This window comes from Klebsiella sp. H-Nf2, from assembly GCF_002806645.1.
Taxonomy (GTDB): domain Bacteria; phylum Pseudomonadota; class Gammaproteobacteria; order Enterobacterales; family Enterobacteriaceae; genus Klebsiella; species Klebsiella variicola.
In genome coordinates this window covers 915343-930639 of record NZ_PIBL01000001.1, presented here as the reverse complement: position 1 = coordinate 930639, position 15297 = coordinate 915343, and the positions used below count along the sequence as shown (strand labels likewise).

Below are 15297 nucleotides of genomic sequence, written 5' to 3'. Positions count from 1 at the left end.
TGACAGGGGAAGGGGGAACTATGTCTGAAAATCGACAATTGCGTCTGGGAACGATATTACATGGCGCATCGGGAAATATGTCCGCCTGGCGTCATCCGGCGGCGCAGGCGGACGCCAGTATTAATTTTAACTTTGTCACGCAGACGGCGTTAAAAGCGGAAGAGGGGAAGCTGGATTTTATTTTTGTCGCCGACGGGTTATATATCAATGAAAAATCGATTCCCCATTTTTTAAATCGCTTCGAACCCTTAACGGTACTTTCCGCGCTGGCCGCGGTCACCCGGCATCTGGGACTGGTGGGGACCTTATCGACGTCGTACAGCGAGCCGTTTACTACCGCCCGTCAGTTCGCCAGCCTCGACCATTTAAGCCAGGGACGGGCGGGGTGGAACGTGGTCACTTCGCCACTGGAAGGGTCGGCGAAAAACTTCTCCCGGGCCCAGCATCCGGATCATGCGCTGCGCTATCGCATTGCCGATGAATATCTGCAGGTGGTGAAAGGATTATGGGATTCGTGGGAAGAGGACGCCTTCGTGCGCAATAAAGAGAGCGGCCAGTTCTTTGACAAAAATAAACTGCATACGCTCGATCACCACGGCGATTTCTTTAAAGTTGCCGGCCCGCTGAACATTGCCCGTACGCCACAGGGACGGCCGATTATTTTCCAGGCCGGCGCGTCGGACGACGGCAAGAAATTAGCCGCACGCCACGCCGATGCCATTTTTACCCATCAGGAATCGCTGGCCGAGGCGCAGGCATTTTATCAGGATGTCAAAAGCCAACTCAGCGCATATCAGCGCACCCCGGACCAACTGCATATCTTCCAGGGCGTCAGCGTCATCGTCGGGGATGACGCTGAGGATGCGGAACGTCAGTACCAGACTACCGCGGCGCTGGTCTCCATCGAGGATGCGCTGAATTATCTGGGGCGGTATTTCGAACATCATGATTTTTCGCAGTATCCGCTTGATGAGCCGTTCCCGGATATTGGCGACCTCGGACAAAACAGCTTCCGCAGTACCACCGACGAGATTAAACGTCATGCGCGCGAGCGGGGATTAACCCTGCGCCAGGTGGCCCTGGAGGCAGCGAGCCCGCGTCCGCGCTTTACCGGCACCGCCAGCGATGTCGCCGATGGCCTGCAATTGTGGTTCGAACAGCACGCGGCGGACGGCTTCATTATTCAGGGCGGCACGCCGGAAACCTTCCCGCGCTTTGTGGATGAGGTGGTTCCGCTGTTACAGGCGCGCGGCCTGTTCCGTCGCGACTATCCGGGCACCACCCTGCGGGAAAGTCTGGGTCTGGCGCTACCTGCTAATCAATTCCAAAAATAATAAAAGAGAATCACGCTATGCAGAAAACAACACTCTTGCTGGCCGTCGCGTTGGCATTTAGCGCCTCGTCGTGGGCACAGGACGTCAAGATCAATGGCACCGGGGTGAGCCTGGAGGCCAACAAAACGCCGATTCACACCGCGAAAAATCCACAGGCCATTGCGCTGTTGCCGAAAGATCTGCATCTGGCGGTGCCGGGGAAATTCACCGTCGCGGTGGCAGCCCTGAACTCACCACCGCTGACGGTCTTCGCCGATGACAACAAAACCCTGCTCGGCAGCGAGACGGATATCGCCCGACTGGTGGCGGAGAGCCTCGGACTGGAAGTGAACGTGGTTCCCACTTCATGGGAAGACTGGCCGCTGGGGGTCACCTCCGGCAAATATGATGCCGCGATCAGCAATATTACCGTTACCAAAGAGCGCAAAGAGAAGTTCGATTTCGCCACCTACCGCAAAGATTCGCTGGGCTTCTACGTCAAAAGCACCAGTCCACTGAGCAAAATTGACAAGGCGGAAGACATCGCCGGGCTGAAGATTATCGTCGGCTCCGGTACTAACCAGGAGGCGATCCTGCTGGCGTGGAACGCGGAGAACGTCAAGAAGGGGCTGAAGCCGTTTACCCCGGTCTACACCAAGGATGACGCCGCTCAGACGCTGGCCCTGCAGACCGGGCGAGCCGACGCCTTTTTCGGCCCTAACGTGATTGGCGCATGGAAGGCGGCGCTGACCGGCAAAACCAAACTGGTGGGCAGCGTCGACGGCGGCTGGCCGAAAGCGGCGCATATCGCGGTGACGCTGAAAAAAGACAGCGGGCTGGTGAATGCCGTCCAGGCGGCGCTGAACGGCGCTATCGCCAGCGGCGATTACGCCAAAGTGCTTAACCGCTGGGGCGAAGGGGTGGAGAGTATTCCGCAATCAGAAATCAACCCACCCGGACTGGGCGACTGACAGGAGGCGCGATGAGCGAAGCATTCCGCGATATTTCTCCGGACGCACCGGAGCTGCAGCCGATTATTAGCGGGCTGTTTGCCGAATATGCCGCCCGCTACGGCGACTATTTTTCCCGCGATGCGGAAGTGGAGTTGACTGAGTGGTATTTGCCGCCGCAGGGGCTGTTTATCGTCCTTGAGCGTGAGGGCGAAATTATCGCCACCGGCGCTTATAAACCGAAAGATCGCCACACCGCGGAGATCAAACGTATCTGGACGCACCGCCGTCTGCGCCAGCAGGGGCTGGCGGCGAAGGTGGTCCAGGAGCTGGAGCGGCGGGCGGTGCTGGCCGGATACAGCCATATCTACCTGACCACCGGCTTCCGTCAACCAGAGGCGGTAAAGCTCTATCTCAGCCAGGGGTATGAGGCGCAGTTTGACCTCACGCGAGACCCGGAAGAGTACAGCCAGCCGCCCTATGACGGCCGACTGCGGTTCACTAAAGCGCTGGCGGTGAGCGCCTTCAGCCACAGCGCCTGAGGAGGCATGATGCATTCATCTGAAACAATAAAAGTGGTGCCGGCGCGCTATCCGCTGCGGGTGGTCGGGGCGCTGGTCGCCCTGCTGGTGCTGGCGGTGGTGATCCAGTCGGTGGCCTTTAACCCGCGCTGGGAGTGGGGCGTCTTCGCCCGCTGGTTCTTCGACCCGGTGATCCTCGAGGGGCTGGGACAAACCCTGCTGCTGACCCTGCTCGGCACGGTGCTGAGCGTGATCTTCGGCGGCCTGCTGGCGCTGGCCCGCTTGTCCTCATCGTGGCTGCTCAGCAGCCTCGCCTGGGGCTATATCTGGCTGTTTCGCTCGCTGCCGCTGATTGTGGTGCTGATTATTCTGTACAACTTTTCCTATCTCTACGACACCCTGTCGCTGGGGATCCCGTTTACCGGCGTCACCTGGGCCAGCTATCAGACCATTAACGTGCTGGGGCAATTCTCCACGGCGGTGGTGGGCCTGACGCTGGTGCAGAGCGCCTATACCGCGGAGATCATTCGCGGCGGCTTTTTGGGGGTCGACCATGGGCAGTATGAAGCCGCCGCCGCGCTGGGACTTCCCGCCTGGCGACGTACGCTGCGCATTATTTTGCCGCAGGCGCTGCGCACCATCCTGCCCTCCGGCTTCAATGAGATCATCAGTCTGGCCAAGGGAACGGCGATGGTGTACGTCCTGGCGATGCCGGAACTGTTCTACACCATCCAGATGATCTACAACCGTACCCAGGAGGTGATCCCGCTGTTGATGGTTGGCGCCGCCTGGTATCTGGCGATCACCAGCGTCCTCTCCGCCATTCAGTATCTGGTGGAACGCGCCCTGGCGCGCAGCGAGCGCCGCTCGGCGGTAAACAGCGCCCGCAGCAGCCGTCTGAATCAACCCGCACGTCAACCACAGCCCCAGGAGGCCGTTCATGCCCAGCTCTCATAATGGCCATATCTCTATCACTGGGGTCAGCAAATACTATGGCCGCCACAAGGCGCTGGACGATGTGTCGCTGGAGATCCCCCCGGGCACGGTGACGGTGATCCTCGGCCCTTCCGGCTCGGGTAAGTCCACGCTGCTGCGCACCATCAATCACCTCGAACGTGTCGATGAGGGATTTATTCAGATTGATGGCGACTATATTGGTTATCGCCGCAAAGGCGACAAGCTGTATGAGATGAAAGAAAAGGAAATTCTTCGCCAGCGGATCAATGTCGGCTACGTGTTCCAGAACTTTAACCTGTTTCCGCACCTGACGGTGCTGGAGAACCTGATAGAAGCGCCGATCGCCCACAAGCAGGTCACGCGCAAAGAGGCCATTGCCCGCGCCTGGGAGCTGCTGGACGTCGTCGGACTGCGCAATAAAGCCGACGCCTGGTCGCGGCATCTCTCCGGCGGCCAGCAGCAGCGTATCGCGATTGCCCGGGCGCTGGCGCTGGACCCGCGGGTGATCCTGTTTGATGAGCCCACCTCGGCGCTGGATCCCGAGCTGGTGGGCGAGGTGCTGGATGTCATCAAAAAGCTGGCGCGCTCCGGTACCACCCTGGTGGTGGTGACCCACGAGGTAGGCTTTGCCCGCGAGGTGGCCGACCAGGTGGTGTTTATGGTCGACGGCAGGATCGTCGAGCAGGGCAGCAGCGACGAGGTGCTCAACCATCCGCAGCATCCGCGTACCCGGCAGTTTTTATCCAGGGTGCTGCCGTCATGAACAGAGCGATAGTGACCCTTGTGCTCAGCGCCCTCGCCATTGACGCTCAGGCGGCGCTGGATCTGCGCGCCAATGAGCAGCCATTGCCGGTCACCCGCGACCCGCAGGCGATAGCGAAAATCCCGCCGGGCTATCGCTTCGTCGAGCCGGGGACGCTAACGGTGGCGATCTCGGCGCTCAATTCGCCGCCGCTGGCGCTGCTGGCCAGCGACAACCGCACGCGGATCGGCAGCGACCCGGATGTTGCCCGCCTGCTGGCCGGAAGTCTTGGCCTGAAACTCAGGCTGGTGCCCACCGCGTGGGAGGACTGGCCGCTGGGCATCGCCTCCGGCCGCTACGACGTGGCGCTGATCAATATCGCGGTGACCGAGAAGCGCAAAGAGAAGTTCGATTTTGCGACTTACCGGGTGGACTCCCTGGCCTTCTCGGTGAAATCCACCAGCGACATCGCCGCGGTAAACGGACCAGCTGACCTCGCCGGGCGCAAAGTGATCGTCGGGTCCGGCACCAATCAGGAACGGATCCTGCTGGGCTGGAACGACGACAACCGGGCAGCCGGGCGGCCGCTGGCCCAGCCGGTCTACCTGACCGATGATGCCTCCGGCAATCTCTATATCCAGTCCGGGCGAGCGGATATCTTTTTCGGCCCGCAGTCGGTGGCAGCCTATAAGGCCGCCCTCAACGGACAGACCCGAGTGGTGGGCCTGGGGCCGAAAAAGGCGTGGGTGGCGACGACCACCAAAAAAGGCAACGGCCTGGTCTTTGCCCTGCAGGCAGCCCTCGACGGGGCGATTGCCCGCGGTGAATATCAGCAGGTGCTGGCGCGCTGGGGAGAGCAGGGCGAGGCGGTGGCGCAGTCGGTGGTCAACCCGCCGGGGATTACCTACTAAAAAACCGCTGTTTCGCCGGAGTACGACACGAAACAGCGGAGGCGAATGCTCGCCAGGGTCTTCAATCAAACGGTGCGCGGAGTGAGCGTCAAGCGATCCAGCGGCCCAACGATAAACAGATAGGAGAACAGGCCCAGCACGCCCATGGAACCGACGTAGAGGATGGCGTAATCAAACGAGTGGGTGTTGGCGAGGATCACCCCGATGACCAGAGGGGTAATGATGCTCGCCAGGTTGCCGCACATATTGAACACGCCACCGGCAATACCGAGCATCTCTTTCGGCGAGGTGTCGCTCAGCACGCACCAGCCGAGGTTCCCGAAACCTTTGGCAAAGAACGCCAGACTCATGGCGGCGATCACCACCACTTCTGAGGAGGTGTAGTTGGCGACGACAATGACGCAGGAGAGCAGCATGCCGCAGATCACCGGGAGCTTACGGGCGGTGGTCAGACTGTAACCGCGTTTCAGCAGCCAGTCCGAAAACACGCCGCCCAGCAGGCCGCCGATAAATCCGGCAATGGCCGGGATACTGGCGACAAAGCCGACCTTGAGGATTGACATGCCTTTAGCCTGGTAGAGGTAAGTCGGAAACCAGGTGAGGAAGAACCAGGTAATCGATGTGACGCAGAACTGGCCGATATAAACCCCGATCATCATGCGATTGACGCAGACGCTTTTAATCTGTGCGAGAGTTAATTTTTGCTTTGTTTTTTGGCTACCTAATTCCGGTACGCCGCCGCCTTCACGAATATAATCGAGCTCCTGCGGGTTAATTTTAGGGTGATGTGAAGGATCCTTCACTTTTACCAGCCAGAATATTCCCAGCACCACCCCGATAGCGCCAATATAATAAAAGACATAGTGCCAGCTTAAATTATGCAGAATGATGGTCATCAGCGGCGTAATAATGCCCAGCGAAATATACTGCGCGGCCTGATAGACCGAGGTGACAAATCCACGCTCTTTATTGGGGAACCACTGGACGCTCAGGCGACTGTTGGCCGGAAAAGCGGGCGCTTCAATGGCCCCCATCATCAGACGCAGGATCACCAGCACCACCAGCGGACTGGCAAACAAATAAATAGTGCCCTGAAACATAGTGACGACCGACCAGCCAATCAGCGCGCAGCCGTAGACCAACCGCGAACCATATTTATCCAGCAGCCAGCCACCGGGGATTTGCATAATGACGTAGGAAATACCAAACACCGAAAAGGCCAGGCCCATTGCTTCAGGGTCAAAACCTAACTCTTTACTCATCATCGGCGCGACAACGGACAGGGTGGCCCGGTCAGCGTAATTAAATACGGTCGCGAGAAATAAAAAAACCAATATACCGTAACGCACGTTGCTGCGTTTTATTTGCTGTTGCATGTTATTCAACTCCTTTGCAGGGTTGTGAAGACACGTCATCTTTCATGCCGCTTTGATGCTTGCTGACGGATTTCGTGTATTGCGAGTACAGCGGGTCAGAGGTTTATCCCCGGTGGCGCTGCGCTTACCGGGGCTACGGGTTCTCAGTGGTCTGTGGACCGGTAGCCCGGATAAGGCGTGGACGCCGTCATCCGGGAAAAGTCATTACGGGCGAGTTCCAAACTCGCAGCTTTGCTGGGTCCAGCGGCGGGCCTGCTCGCTGAGGGTGAAGCCCAGACCATGGCGTTCGGAAACCCACATCCGCCCATCGCGCAGTTCTAACTGCTCGTTAAACAGCGGATTCAGCCACTCGAAGTGCTCCAGCCACGGTTCCAGCGGGTAGGCGGCGGCGAGATGCAGGTGCACCTCCATGGCAAAGTGCGGGGCCAGCTTGCGACCGTGCTTCGCGGCCAGATCCATTATTTTCAGGAACGGGGAGATCCCACCGACGCGCGGGGCGTCCGGTTGCACGAAGTCGCTGGCGTTGCCGAGGATCAACTGCTCATGTTCGCGGAAGCTGGTCAGCATCTCGCCGGTGGCAATCGGCGTATCCAGCGCGGCGGCCAGATGCGCGTGGCCTTCGACGTCATAGGCATCCAGTGGCTCCTCAATCCAGATCAGATTGAACGGCTCCATTTTGCGCCCCATGCGGATGGCGGTTTCGCGATCCCACTGCTGGTTGGCATCCACCATCAGCGGGAAGTCATCACCCAGCACTTCGCGCACCGCCGTCAGACGACGGATATCCTCGGCAGTATTAGGCTGACCGACTTTCAGTTTAATCCCGCCGATGCCGTTTTCACGGGAGATAGCCACGTTTTTCAACACCTGATCCAGGGGGGTATGCAGGAAGCCGCCGGAAGTGTTGTAGCACTGCACGGAATCACGATGTGAACCCAGCAGTTTGGCCAGCGGTAGACCGGCGCGTTTGGCTTTCATATCCCACAGGGCAATATCGATAGGGGAGATAGCTTGTACCGCCATGCCGCTACGGCCGACGGAAGCCCCGGCCCACAACAGTTTGGTGTAGATCTTGTCGATGTCGTTTGGATCTTCGCCAAGCAGATTATCGGCTATCTCTTTGGCGTGAGCGTAAATGCCCTGGCCGCCCGCACGTTTCGAATAACTAAAGCCGACGCCGGTGAATCCATCCCGGGAGTGAATTTCCGCGATGATAATCGCCACTTCGGTCAGCGGTTTTTGGCGACCGGTCAGCACTTTGGCATCGCTGACGGGAGTGGCCAGCGGCAGAAAAGCCAGCGACAGCCTGACGTGGTCAATGCGGTCACCGGTTTCAGCGGCGGTTTTGACGCCGGTGGTTTTGGCGTAGGTTACGGACTCGGAATTGGCGCTTGAGGTCATAGTGGTGTCCTTTTCGATAATAAAATGATTGCGCTATCATTTGTAATGGTGAAATGCTTTTGACGCTACGGTAGTGCTTTTAATTTGTACAAACGATCACAATTGGCCGTTATAAAGGCGAAAAATTTGCCGTGCAGGTCACAATCCAAAACAGTTTGTGAAAAGTGACAAGTTATAATGATAGCGATAACATTTTGTGTTGCAGGTCGTTGATTCTGTTAGGGGAGAAGCGGCGGGCGCTGGCAATTGCGTGGGGCATCATCAATAATGCCCACAGGAAACGACTTAACACAGGGGCTTAGCCGTGAAAAGCAAAAAACCGACGCGGGCGCCGACGCTGGAGGATGTGGCTCGCAGCGCCGGGTTGTCGCCGATGACGGTCAGTCGGGCGCTGAATACACCCCAGCTGGTCAGGCCAAAAACGGTAGAGAAAGTGATGCAGGCGGTGCAGGCGACGGGCTATATCCCCAATGCGCTGGCCGGCGGCCTCGCCTCCAGGCGCAGCAAACTGGTGGCGGTCGTGGTACCGCAAATCAATAACAATATGTTTGTCGATACCATCCAGGCGCTGAGCGATACCCTGGCGGCGCGCGGCTACCATATGCTGCTGTGCGTGGCGGGCTATGATCGGCAGACCGAAGCCGAGCTGGTCTCCACCTTGCTTTCGCGGCGCCCTGATGGCGTGGTGTTAACCGGCATCCAGCATGCACCGCTGTTAAAGAAAACGATTCTTAACGCCGCCACGCCGGTGGTGGAAATCTGGGATCTCACCCCGACGCCGCTGGATATGCTGGTCGGTTTTTCCCATGAAAAAGTGGGCGAAACCATTGGCGAGTACGTGCTGGAGAAAGGCTACCAGCGACCAGGCCTGCTGTGGGCGGGTGATGCGCGCGCGATGTTGCGTAAGCAGGGGCTCTGTGCCCGACTGGCTAAAAAAGGGCTGGACGATGCGCCTCAGGTTGAAGCGCCGCTCCCGGCGTCGCTGGCGCTGGGGCGGCGCGGTCTGGCGGAGCTGCTCGCCGCCGGCGAGTTTGATGTGATCATCTGCAGCTCAGACACCCTCGCCCAGGGGGCGATTATGGAAGCCGAAAGCCGGGGGCTACGCGTACCGCAGGATTTGGCGGTGATCGGTTTTGGCGATCTGGATTTCGCTGCCAGCAATCGTCCGGCCATCACTACCGTCAGCGTCGACCGTCATGCCATCGGTGAACGGGCCGCTACGCTGCTGGCTGACCGCATCGAAGGCGGGGAAGACAGCGGGGTGATTATAGATATCGGCTTTCAGCTGGTGGCACGAGAATCGGCGTAGGCCTGCCTTTTCAGGGCGTGGTGTGCCGGGTGGGTGAGCGGCGAATTTCTGCCTACACTTAGGCTTTACCCTGGAGGCAGACCATGATAACCGTTTATGGCGTGCCGGGGTGGGGCTCGACGATTAGCGAGCTGATGCTCTCCCTGGCCGATATTCCCTACGAGGTGGTTGACGTGGAGGGCTTTGACCAGCCCGGTCCGGCGCGCGAGCGTCTGCGGCAGATTAACCCGCTGTGCCAGGTGCCTACCCTGCAGCTGGCCGACGGGAGCATCATGACCGAAACCGCCGCCATCGCGCTGATGATCCTCGACCAGCGTCCCGATCTGGCCCCCGCGCCAGGGACACCGCAGCGTCAGCAGTTCCAGCGTCTGCTGGTCTGGCTGGTGGCCAACGTCTATCCTACCTTTACTTATGCCGATTACCCGGAACGCTGGGCGCCCGCCGCCGCGGAGCAACTGGTGGAGAATTGTCGCCAGTACCGGAAAAATCTCTATCTCTGGTTTGAGCAACAGCTGGCCGCCGGGCCGTGGGCGCTGGGCGCGTCGGTAACGTTGCTGGATTGCTATATCGCGGCGATGTACAGCTGGGGGCCGCGACAGGCGTGGTTTGACGACCACGCGCCAAAATTCGCCGCCATCGCCCGGGCGGTCTGTCAGCGACCGGAGCTGGCTGCGGCGCTACGCCGTAACAAGCTGATTTAACGCACGAGATGCCAACCAGAACGGCCATTCTGTGGTAGCGTTATGGTTCTGACCACAAGGAGTCTTTGCTATGCCGCATGTTGATATTAAATGCTTTCCCCGTGAACTGACTGACGAACAAAAAACCGCGCTAGCCGCCGACATCACTGAGGTGCTGATCCGCCATCTGAACAGCAAAGAGAGCGCCGTCAGCGTCGCGCTGACTCAGGTTGAGCCGGACGCGTGGCAGGCGGTGTGGGACAGTGAGATCGCCCCGCAGATGGCGCAGTTGATTAAGAAGCCGGGTTATAGCATGTAGTTGCCACTGGCGGGCATGATGTCCGCCAGTGACGATCGGTCAGAACCAAATCTCCGTCTGCACGCCGAAGTTCCATGTCCCGCCTGCGGTAAAGCCTTTACTGCCGAAATCATCGTTGATCGCATAACGATCCAGGTCTTTATCCCAGTTCATCCACGTGACAAAGAAACGTATCTCCGGCCGCGCTTTGATATCCAGCACATCGCCCACTTTAAAGGTGGGGGCGAAGGTCAGCTTGTAGAAATCACCGCGCACCGCCTGATACTGATAAACGTTGTCATTATAGCGATAGCTGCGCCCGTTCGGATTGAGATCCATATACTGCCACGAGGCCTCATACAGCAGGGCGAAGTGAGCGGAGATCCCTTGCGATACCCGCAGGTTAAACGTCGCCCAGTCGTAGCGGTCGCCGTCGCGATAGCGGTCTTCGCTGTGCTGGGCTATCACCGACGGCGCCAGCTGCCAGTTTTTCCCCAGCGGCAGGATCCCGTACGAGGCAAAGCGCAGGGAGGCGGCGTTCTCGGTCAGATCGCCATCGCTCCCCGGCTGACGCGCTTCGGCGCCCAGCCCGACGCCGTATTGCAGCGCGCTTTCCGACATCCCCGGCGCCAGGCCGTAGAACTGCTGTTTGTCGTGCAGGGCCAGCATCGCGTAGTAGCCGTTTTTGGCGGTGTTGTCGCTGCGCAGGGCATAGCTCCCGGTGGTCGAGGTATTATCTTTCAGGTCATCGTTACCCTGGGCGGTCATCGCCGTGGTCATCAACTGCCAGTTGCCGTAAAAATGGTTGGCGGTGAACAGCAGATTCTGGATGTCATTATCCGCGTAATTATCGCTGCCAAGGTCGCCGAAGTTACGTGCATACACCGAATAATCGCCGCGCAGGCCGCCTCCCCAGTCGACATCGTTGATCCCGCCGCCGGTACCGCCGAGGAACATAATGTCGCTATCGGTAAAGTGGATATCGAAGTTATCCCGATCGAAGCGCTTGCCGGCCCAAATCGAGGCGCGTTTTAACGGTCCGGTGAACTCGGCGAAGTCGCCCATCTCGACGTACAGCTGACGAATGTTCAGATGGTGGCTGTCGTTGTCCTGAACCCACGGATCCGGGTTGGTGGCCCCGTCGGCGAGCATGGTCTTAAAGCGCGCCCATGAGCCATCGTTGAAGGTAAGCTTTTTGCCAAAGCTCAGCTCAGCGTAATTATCTTTTTCGTTGCCGAGACGACCGACGTGGGCATCGCCGTTGAGCGAACTGGCCGGGGAGATGCCTGGCCCGCCGCGGGCGCCTTTGCCGTGGCTGTTGACTAACATTCCGGAACGGGCGTAGGCGTTAAAGGTAAAGCCGTCGTCCGGGGCGCGCTTCGCCAGCTGCTCGCTCAGTTGCTGATTGGTGGCCTGCTGTTTTTGTTCGCGAGCGGTGGTCTGTTGGCTGAGCGCCTGCACCTGCTGCTCCGCCGCCGCCGCGCGCTGTTCGGCGGCGGCAGTTTGCTGTTCTGCCCGCTGCGCGCGGCGGCTGGCTTCGCTGGCCTGCTGTTCGGCGAGATTGAGGCGCGCTTCAAGTTGCGCCAGCCGTTGTTCGACGCTCAACCCGGCGGCGCTGGTGAGTGGAAAAAGGGCGCAGCAAACCGCTGCGCTAATCACAGAGATACGCATAAAAGTCCTTAATTTATCCAGAGGTTAAATCAGCGGGGCGCCTTACATGGCGGGGGATTCTCCGGTGGTCGGGGTCGGGGCTGGCGAGGCGCCGCGTCCGGCATCGAGGTCGGCACGGATCTGCTCATAGTGATCGTCGAGGCGGTAGAAGCGGCCCATCCACAGCATCGAGGCGAGGATCAACAGCGCCGGAATGTACAGATAGCAGGCCTTGATGGCCAACAGGGCGCTGTCGCTTTGCGCCTGGTTGGCGATATAGCCGCCGGAGGAGAGCAGTGCCCCGGTGATAGCCCCAGCGCCGGCCATCGCCACCTTGCCGAGAAAGCCGTTTATCGAGGTCAGGATCCCAGCGGTATTAATGCCGGTTTTCCACACGCCGTAATCCACCGGGTCGGCCTGCATCGAGAAATAGATAGCCGTGCGCTGACCGGCGCCAAGGGAGAGGATCACCGCCCCGACGATCAGCCCCAGCGCGTAGGTGCCAGAGAGCATCATCATCCCCATCCCGAGCAGATTGATCGCGCTGGCGACCAGATAGACATGACGTTTTTTCATGCGCCGGGCCAGCAGCGGGACGGTGAGGGTGCCGAGCAGGGGAACGAAGGTGGAGATCCCGGCGATAACCGCCGTCAGCTCGGTATTCCCGACGTAATAGTGGAAGAAGTACACCAGCGCTCCGGTCTGAAAGAAAAAGGCACCCCACATCAGAAAGATATTGCTGGCGAAGATCCACCACGGACGATTGGCGCGCAGGCTAATCCAGGCGCGTTTTAGGGTCATGCGCTCCCCGGTGAGGGTGATCTTTTCTTCGACGTTGCGAAAGCTCACCAGCAGGAAAAAGGCCGCCAGTACGCCAAAAATCACTGCGGTATAGAGGAACCCCTGCTGCTGGTCGCCTTTGCCCAGCATGCCGACCAGCGGCAGGGTGGCCACGGCGACGATGGTGGCCCCGAGAGATCCCAGCAGAATACGTACCGCCGACAGCGTGGTGCGCTCTGCGGAATCACTGGTTAAAAACGGCAGCATGGCGCAGAACGGAATGTTCACCAGGGTGTAGAGGAACGACAGACACAGATAGGTGATAAAGGCGTATAGCAGTTTGCCAGTGGTGCCGAAATCCGGCACATAGAAGGCCAGAATACACAGCAGACCAAAAGGCAGGGCGCCCATCAGCAGCCACGGACGGCAGCGCCCCCAGCGGGTGGCGGTATTGTCGATCACCAGCCCCATCAGCACGTCGGCCACGCCATCCACCAGCCGGGTGACCAGGAACATCAGCCCGACGTAATAGGCCGGGAGGCCCATCACGTCGGTGTAAAAGAACATCAGATACAGAGAGATCATCTGCCACACAAGGTTGCAGGAGAGATCGGCAATGCCATAGCCAAGGCGCTGCCGCCACAGGGTAAACGTTGTTTCTGCCATAAATCACTCGCTTATCGTTGTTGTTAAAGTCCGTACTGGCGAATAAACCAGGCCGGGGTACAGCTCCACGCATGGCAGTAACTGTTGATGAGCTTACTGCCATACGGGGAAAAGTCAGGATGCTGTGGGTCGAAAATTTCCCAGAAGGTGTCGGCGCCGTAGTCAACCATCGCCCCCCAGTAGGCCTTGATCTCCGCTACCGCCTCCTCGCGCAGGCCGCACTGCAGCAGGGCGACAATGTGATGATGGCGCAGGTACGGGGTATTCATGGCAATGGCGGGCGGCTGTTGCTGCAGGCGGCGCATCAGCGCTTGCCGCTGCCCGGCGGTGCCAACCTCCGCCAGCACCAGCCAGATCTGCGATGCCCATGAGACCTGGCGCGCGGCGCCGCTGATAAACACCTGCCGCTCGCTGTCCCACAGGTGCTGCTGAGCGGCCTCTTTCAGCTGCGCCAGTGTGGCGGTGTCGTCGGGCACCCGCTGTGGCTCAATACGCTGCGCCAGCCAGATGGCGCGCTGCAGGCAGTAGATAAGCACCCCCTGCGCCGCCGCCTGTTTATTCAGATCCGCCTGCCAGTCGATAAACACCCACCAGTCATCGCTGTCGCGCACCAGGCCGCGGGTATCGCAACGGGTCAGCGCCAGCTCGATTTGCCGTCGCGCCGTGGGCCACAGTTCACGGGCGGTTTCCATGTCGCCAGTGCTTTGCAGGTAGTGATAGAGTACGTCGACAAAAAATAATGAATAATCAAAGAGAAAGGTGTCATCGGCGCGCACGTCAGGCTGGACAAAGACATTGGCGGAGACCATGCCGTCTTCCCGGGTATGGCCGGCAAACAGGTACAGGCAGCGGCGGACCAGATCGTGGTGGCCGAAGGTCACGTCATTGACCAGCGCCTGCAGGCGCAGGTCGCCCAGCCACAGCCGACGGTCGCGTTTCGGCCCATCCTCAAACACCTCCTGCATGCAGTTTTGCAGGGTGCGAACCGCGACGTCATCAATGGCTTTCAGTTGCGGATCGGCGATGACCGCCGGCTGCAGACTGCCGGCTGAGGTAACGGTTTCCAGGGCTATCTCATCGAACTGCAGACGAAATTTGCGCGACAGCGCTTTGATCTCCACCTTCAGGTAGCGCAGGCAGTAGCGACGCGGCAGGTCAACCCGGGCGGGCAGGACGTCGAGCCACAGATCCTGTTGCTGCAACCAGCTGCTGCTCAGCCACCCCTGGTACTCGCTGAACGGCTCGCAGACTTCGCTCAGCGTTTCGCCGAAGGTGAAGTGCAGATGGGCCGGGGCATCCGGCGGGCTGCCGACGCTGCGGCAGCTGAACTGCAGGTAGCCAACAAAATGGCTGCCAAAGTCAATAATGATGCTGTCGCCGACGCTGAGCGGTTGCTGATAAAACTGCTCCGGGGTGCAGACGGCATGCCCCCGCCAGCCGCTCAGCGCCTCGGGATCGGGTTCAGCCCTGACGATGGCCTGTGGCGCCTGGCGCTGACGATGCAGCGCGGGCGTCAGGGCGGCCGCACGCTGTAATAAATGCGGATGGCGGGTCATCGCCACACTGGAATTGTATTGAATTGCCTGTGACATACTGCGTCCTCTCTATTAGGTTAGGCGCAGCATAGGCCGTCGTCTGGCGGCGCCACCACTCTGGCAATGCCAAACCGTCAGTGAAAATGGCAGGAATAATGAGGTGGGGGCGCTGGCGATCACAAATCCGCACATCGGGCGCGTGGCGAAG

Annotated in this window: 12 protein-coding genes and 1 pseudogene; 8 read left to right on the top strand and 5 right to left on the bottom strand. The window is 59.5% G+C overall.

Features of this window, described 5'->3' with window-relative positions; genetic code table 11:
- Positions 1–20 precede the first annotated feature (20 nt).
- The 5 genes and pseudogenes from CWM58_RS29190 (at position 21) to CWM58_RS04545 (ending at position 5394) form a co-directional block, all read left to right on the top strand.
- Positions 21–2284: pseudogene (locus CWM58_RS29190) on the top strand (NtaA/DmoA family FMN-dependent monooxygenase).
- 11 nt (positions 2285–2295) lie between these two features.
- On the top strand, positions 2296–2805 hold the full coding sequence (locus CWM58_RS04560) for a GNAT family N-acetyltransferase (protein ID WP_008804708.1): 510 nt from the start codon (positions 2296–2298) through the stop codon (positions 2803–2805).
- 9 nt (positions 2806–2814) lie between these two features.
- Positions 2815–3741, top strand: coding sequence for an amino acid ABC transporter permease (locus tag CWM58_RS04555; RefSeq protein ID WP_008804709.1), 927 nt, complete (start codon positions 2815–2817; stop codon positions 3739–3741).
- Entirely contained in the window at positions 3725–4504 is a 780-nt protein-coding gene (locus CWM58_RS04550; RefSeq protein ID WP_012541573.1) for an amino acid ABC transporter ATP-binding protein, read from the top strand. Before CWM58_RS04555 ends, CWM58_RS04550 begins: the two co-directional genes overlap by 17 nt.
- Positions 4505–4542: 38 nt before the next feature.
- Positions 4543–5394, top strand: a complete 852-nt coding sequence (locus tag CWM58_RS04545; protein ID WP_162678287.1) for a transporter substrate-binding domain-containing protein — start codon at positions 4543–4545, stop codon at positions 5392–5394.
- A gap of 65 nt (positions 5395–5459) precedes the next feature.
- Here CWM58_RS04545 and CWM58_RS04540 read toward each other — a convergent pair whose 3' ends face one another.
- Positions 5460–6770 (bottom strand): MFS transporter, encoded by a 1311-nt coding sequence (locus CWM58_RS04540; protein ID WP_074385713.1) that lies wholly within the window; start codon positions 6768–6770, stop codon positions 5460–5462.
- 204 nt (positions 6771–6974) lie between these two features.
- Complete coding sequence (locus CWM58_RS04535) at positions 6975–8171, bottom strand: L-talarate/galactarate dehydratase (protein WP_100680353.1); 1197 nt, start codon at positions 8169–8171, stop codon at positions 6975–6977.
- Positions 8172–8475: 304 nt separating this feature from the next.
- Here CWM58_RS04535 and CWM58_RS04530 point away from each other — a divergent pair, with 304 nt between their 5' ends.
- From CWM58_RS04530 to pptA, 3 genes are all read left to right on the top strand, one after another.
- Positions 8476–9480, top strand: a complete 1005-nt coding sequence (locus CWM58_RS04530; RefSeq protein WP_100680352.1) for a LacI family DNA-binding transcriptional regulator — start codon at positions 8476–8478, stop codon at positions 9478–9480.
- 83 nt (positions 9481–9563) lie between these two features.
- Positions 9564–10181, top strand: coding sequence for a glutathione S-transferase family protein (locus CWM58_RS04525; RefSeq protein ID WP_100630559.1), 618 nt, complete (start codon positions 9564–9566; stop codon positions 10179–10181).
- 70 nt (positions 10182–10251) lie between these two features.
- A complete protein-coding gene (gene pptA / locus CWM58_RS04520; protein ID WP_002906690.1) occupies positions 10252–10479 on the top strand; it encodes a tautomerase PptA in 228 nt (75 codons plus the stop codon).
- A gap of 39 nt (positions 10480–10518) precedes the next feature.
- On the opposite strand, the gene CWM58_RS04515 is transcribed toward pptA, so the two are convergent.
- From CWM58_RS04515 to CWM58_RS04505, 3 genes are read right to left on the bottom strand one after another with little or no spacing between them, the layout of a single operon-like run.
- On the bottom strand, positions 10519–12129 hold the full coding sequence (locus CWM58_RS04515; protein ID WP_100680351.1) for a carbohydrate porin: 1611 nt from the start codon (positions 12127–12129) through the stop codon (positions 10519–10521).
- A 42-nt stretch (positions 12130–12171) separates the two neighbouring features.
- Positions 12172–13554: an MFS transporter gene (locus CWM58_RS04510; protein ID WP_100680350.1), complete on the bottom strand. Its 1383-nt coding sequence runs from the start codon at positions 13552–13554 to the stop codon at positions 12172–12174.
- Between the two features lie 23 nt (positions 13555–13577).
- Entirely contained in the window at positions 13578–15146 is a 1569-nt protein-coding gene (locus tag CWM58_RS04505) for a family 78 glycoside hydrolase catalytic domain (protein WP_100680349.1), read from the bottom strand.
- Between the last annotated feature and the right edge of the window lie 151 nt (positions 15147–15297).

Bases quoted from the DNA above. Each gene is read 5' to 3' on its own strand.
- CWM58_RS04560 (WP_008804708.1), top strand. From the start codon at position 2,296: ATGAGCGAAGCATTCCGCGATATTTCTCCGGACGCACCGGAGCTGCAG.
- CWM58_RS04555 (WP_008804709.1), top strand. From the start codon at position 2,815: ATGCATTCATCTGAAACAATAAAAGTGGTGCCGGCGCGCTATCCGCTG.
- CWM58_RS04550 (WP_012541573.1), top strand. From the start codon at position 3,725: ATGCCCAGCTCTCATAATGGCCATATCTCTATCACTGGGGTCAGCAAA.
- CWM58_RS04540 (WP_074385713.1), bottom strand. From the start codon at position 6,770: ATGCAACAGCAAATAAAACGCAGCAACGTGCGTTACGGTATATTGGTT.
- CWM58_RS04535 (WP_100680353.1), bottom strand. From the start codon at position 8,171: ATGACCTCAAGCGCCAATTCCGAGTCCGTAACCTACGCCAAAACCACC.
- CWM58_RS04525 (WP_100630559.1), top strand. From the start codon at position 9,564: ATGATAACCGTTTATGGCGTGCCGGGGTGGGGCTCGACGATTAGCGAG.
- pptA (WP_002906690.1), top strand. From the start codon at position 10,252: ATGCCGCATGTTGATATTAAATGCTTTCCCCGTGAACTGACTGACGAA.
- CWM58_RS04515 (WP_100680351.1), bottom strand. From the start codon at position 12,129: ATGCGTATCTCTGTGATTAGCGCAGCGGTTTGCTGCGCCCTTTTTCCA.
- CWM58_RS04510 (WP_100680350.1), bottom strand. From the start codon at position 13,554: ATGGCAGAAACAACGTTTACCCTGTGGCGGCAGCGCCTTGGCTATGGC.
- CWM58_RS04505 (WP_100680349.1), bottom strand. From the start codon at position 15,146: ATGTCACAGGCAATTCAATACAATTCCAGTGTGGCGATGACCCGCCAT.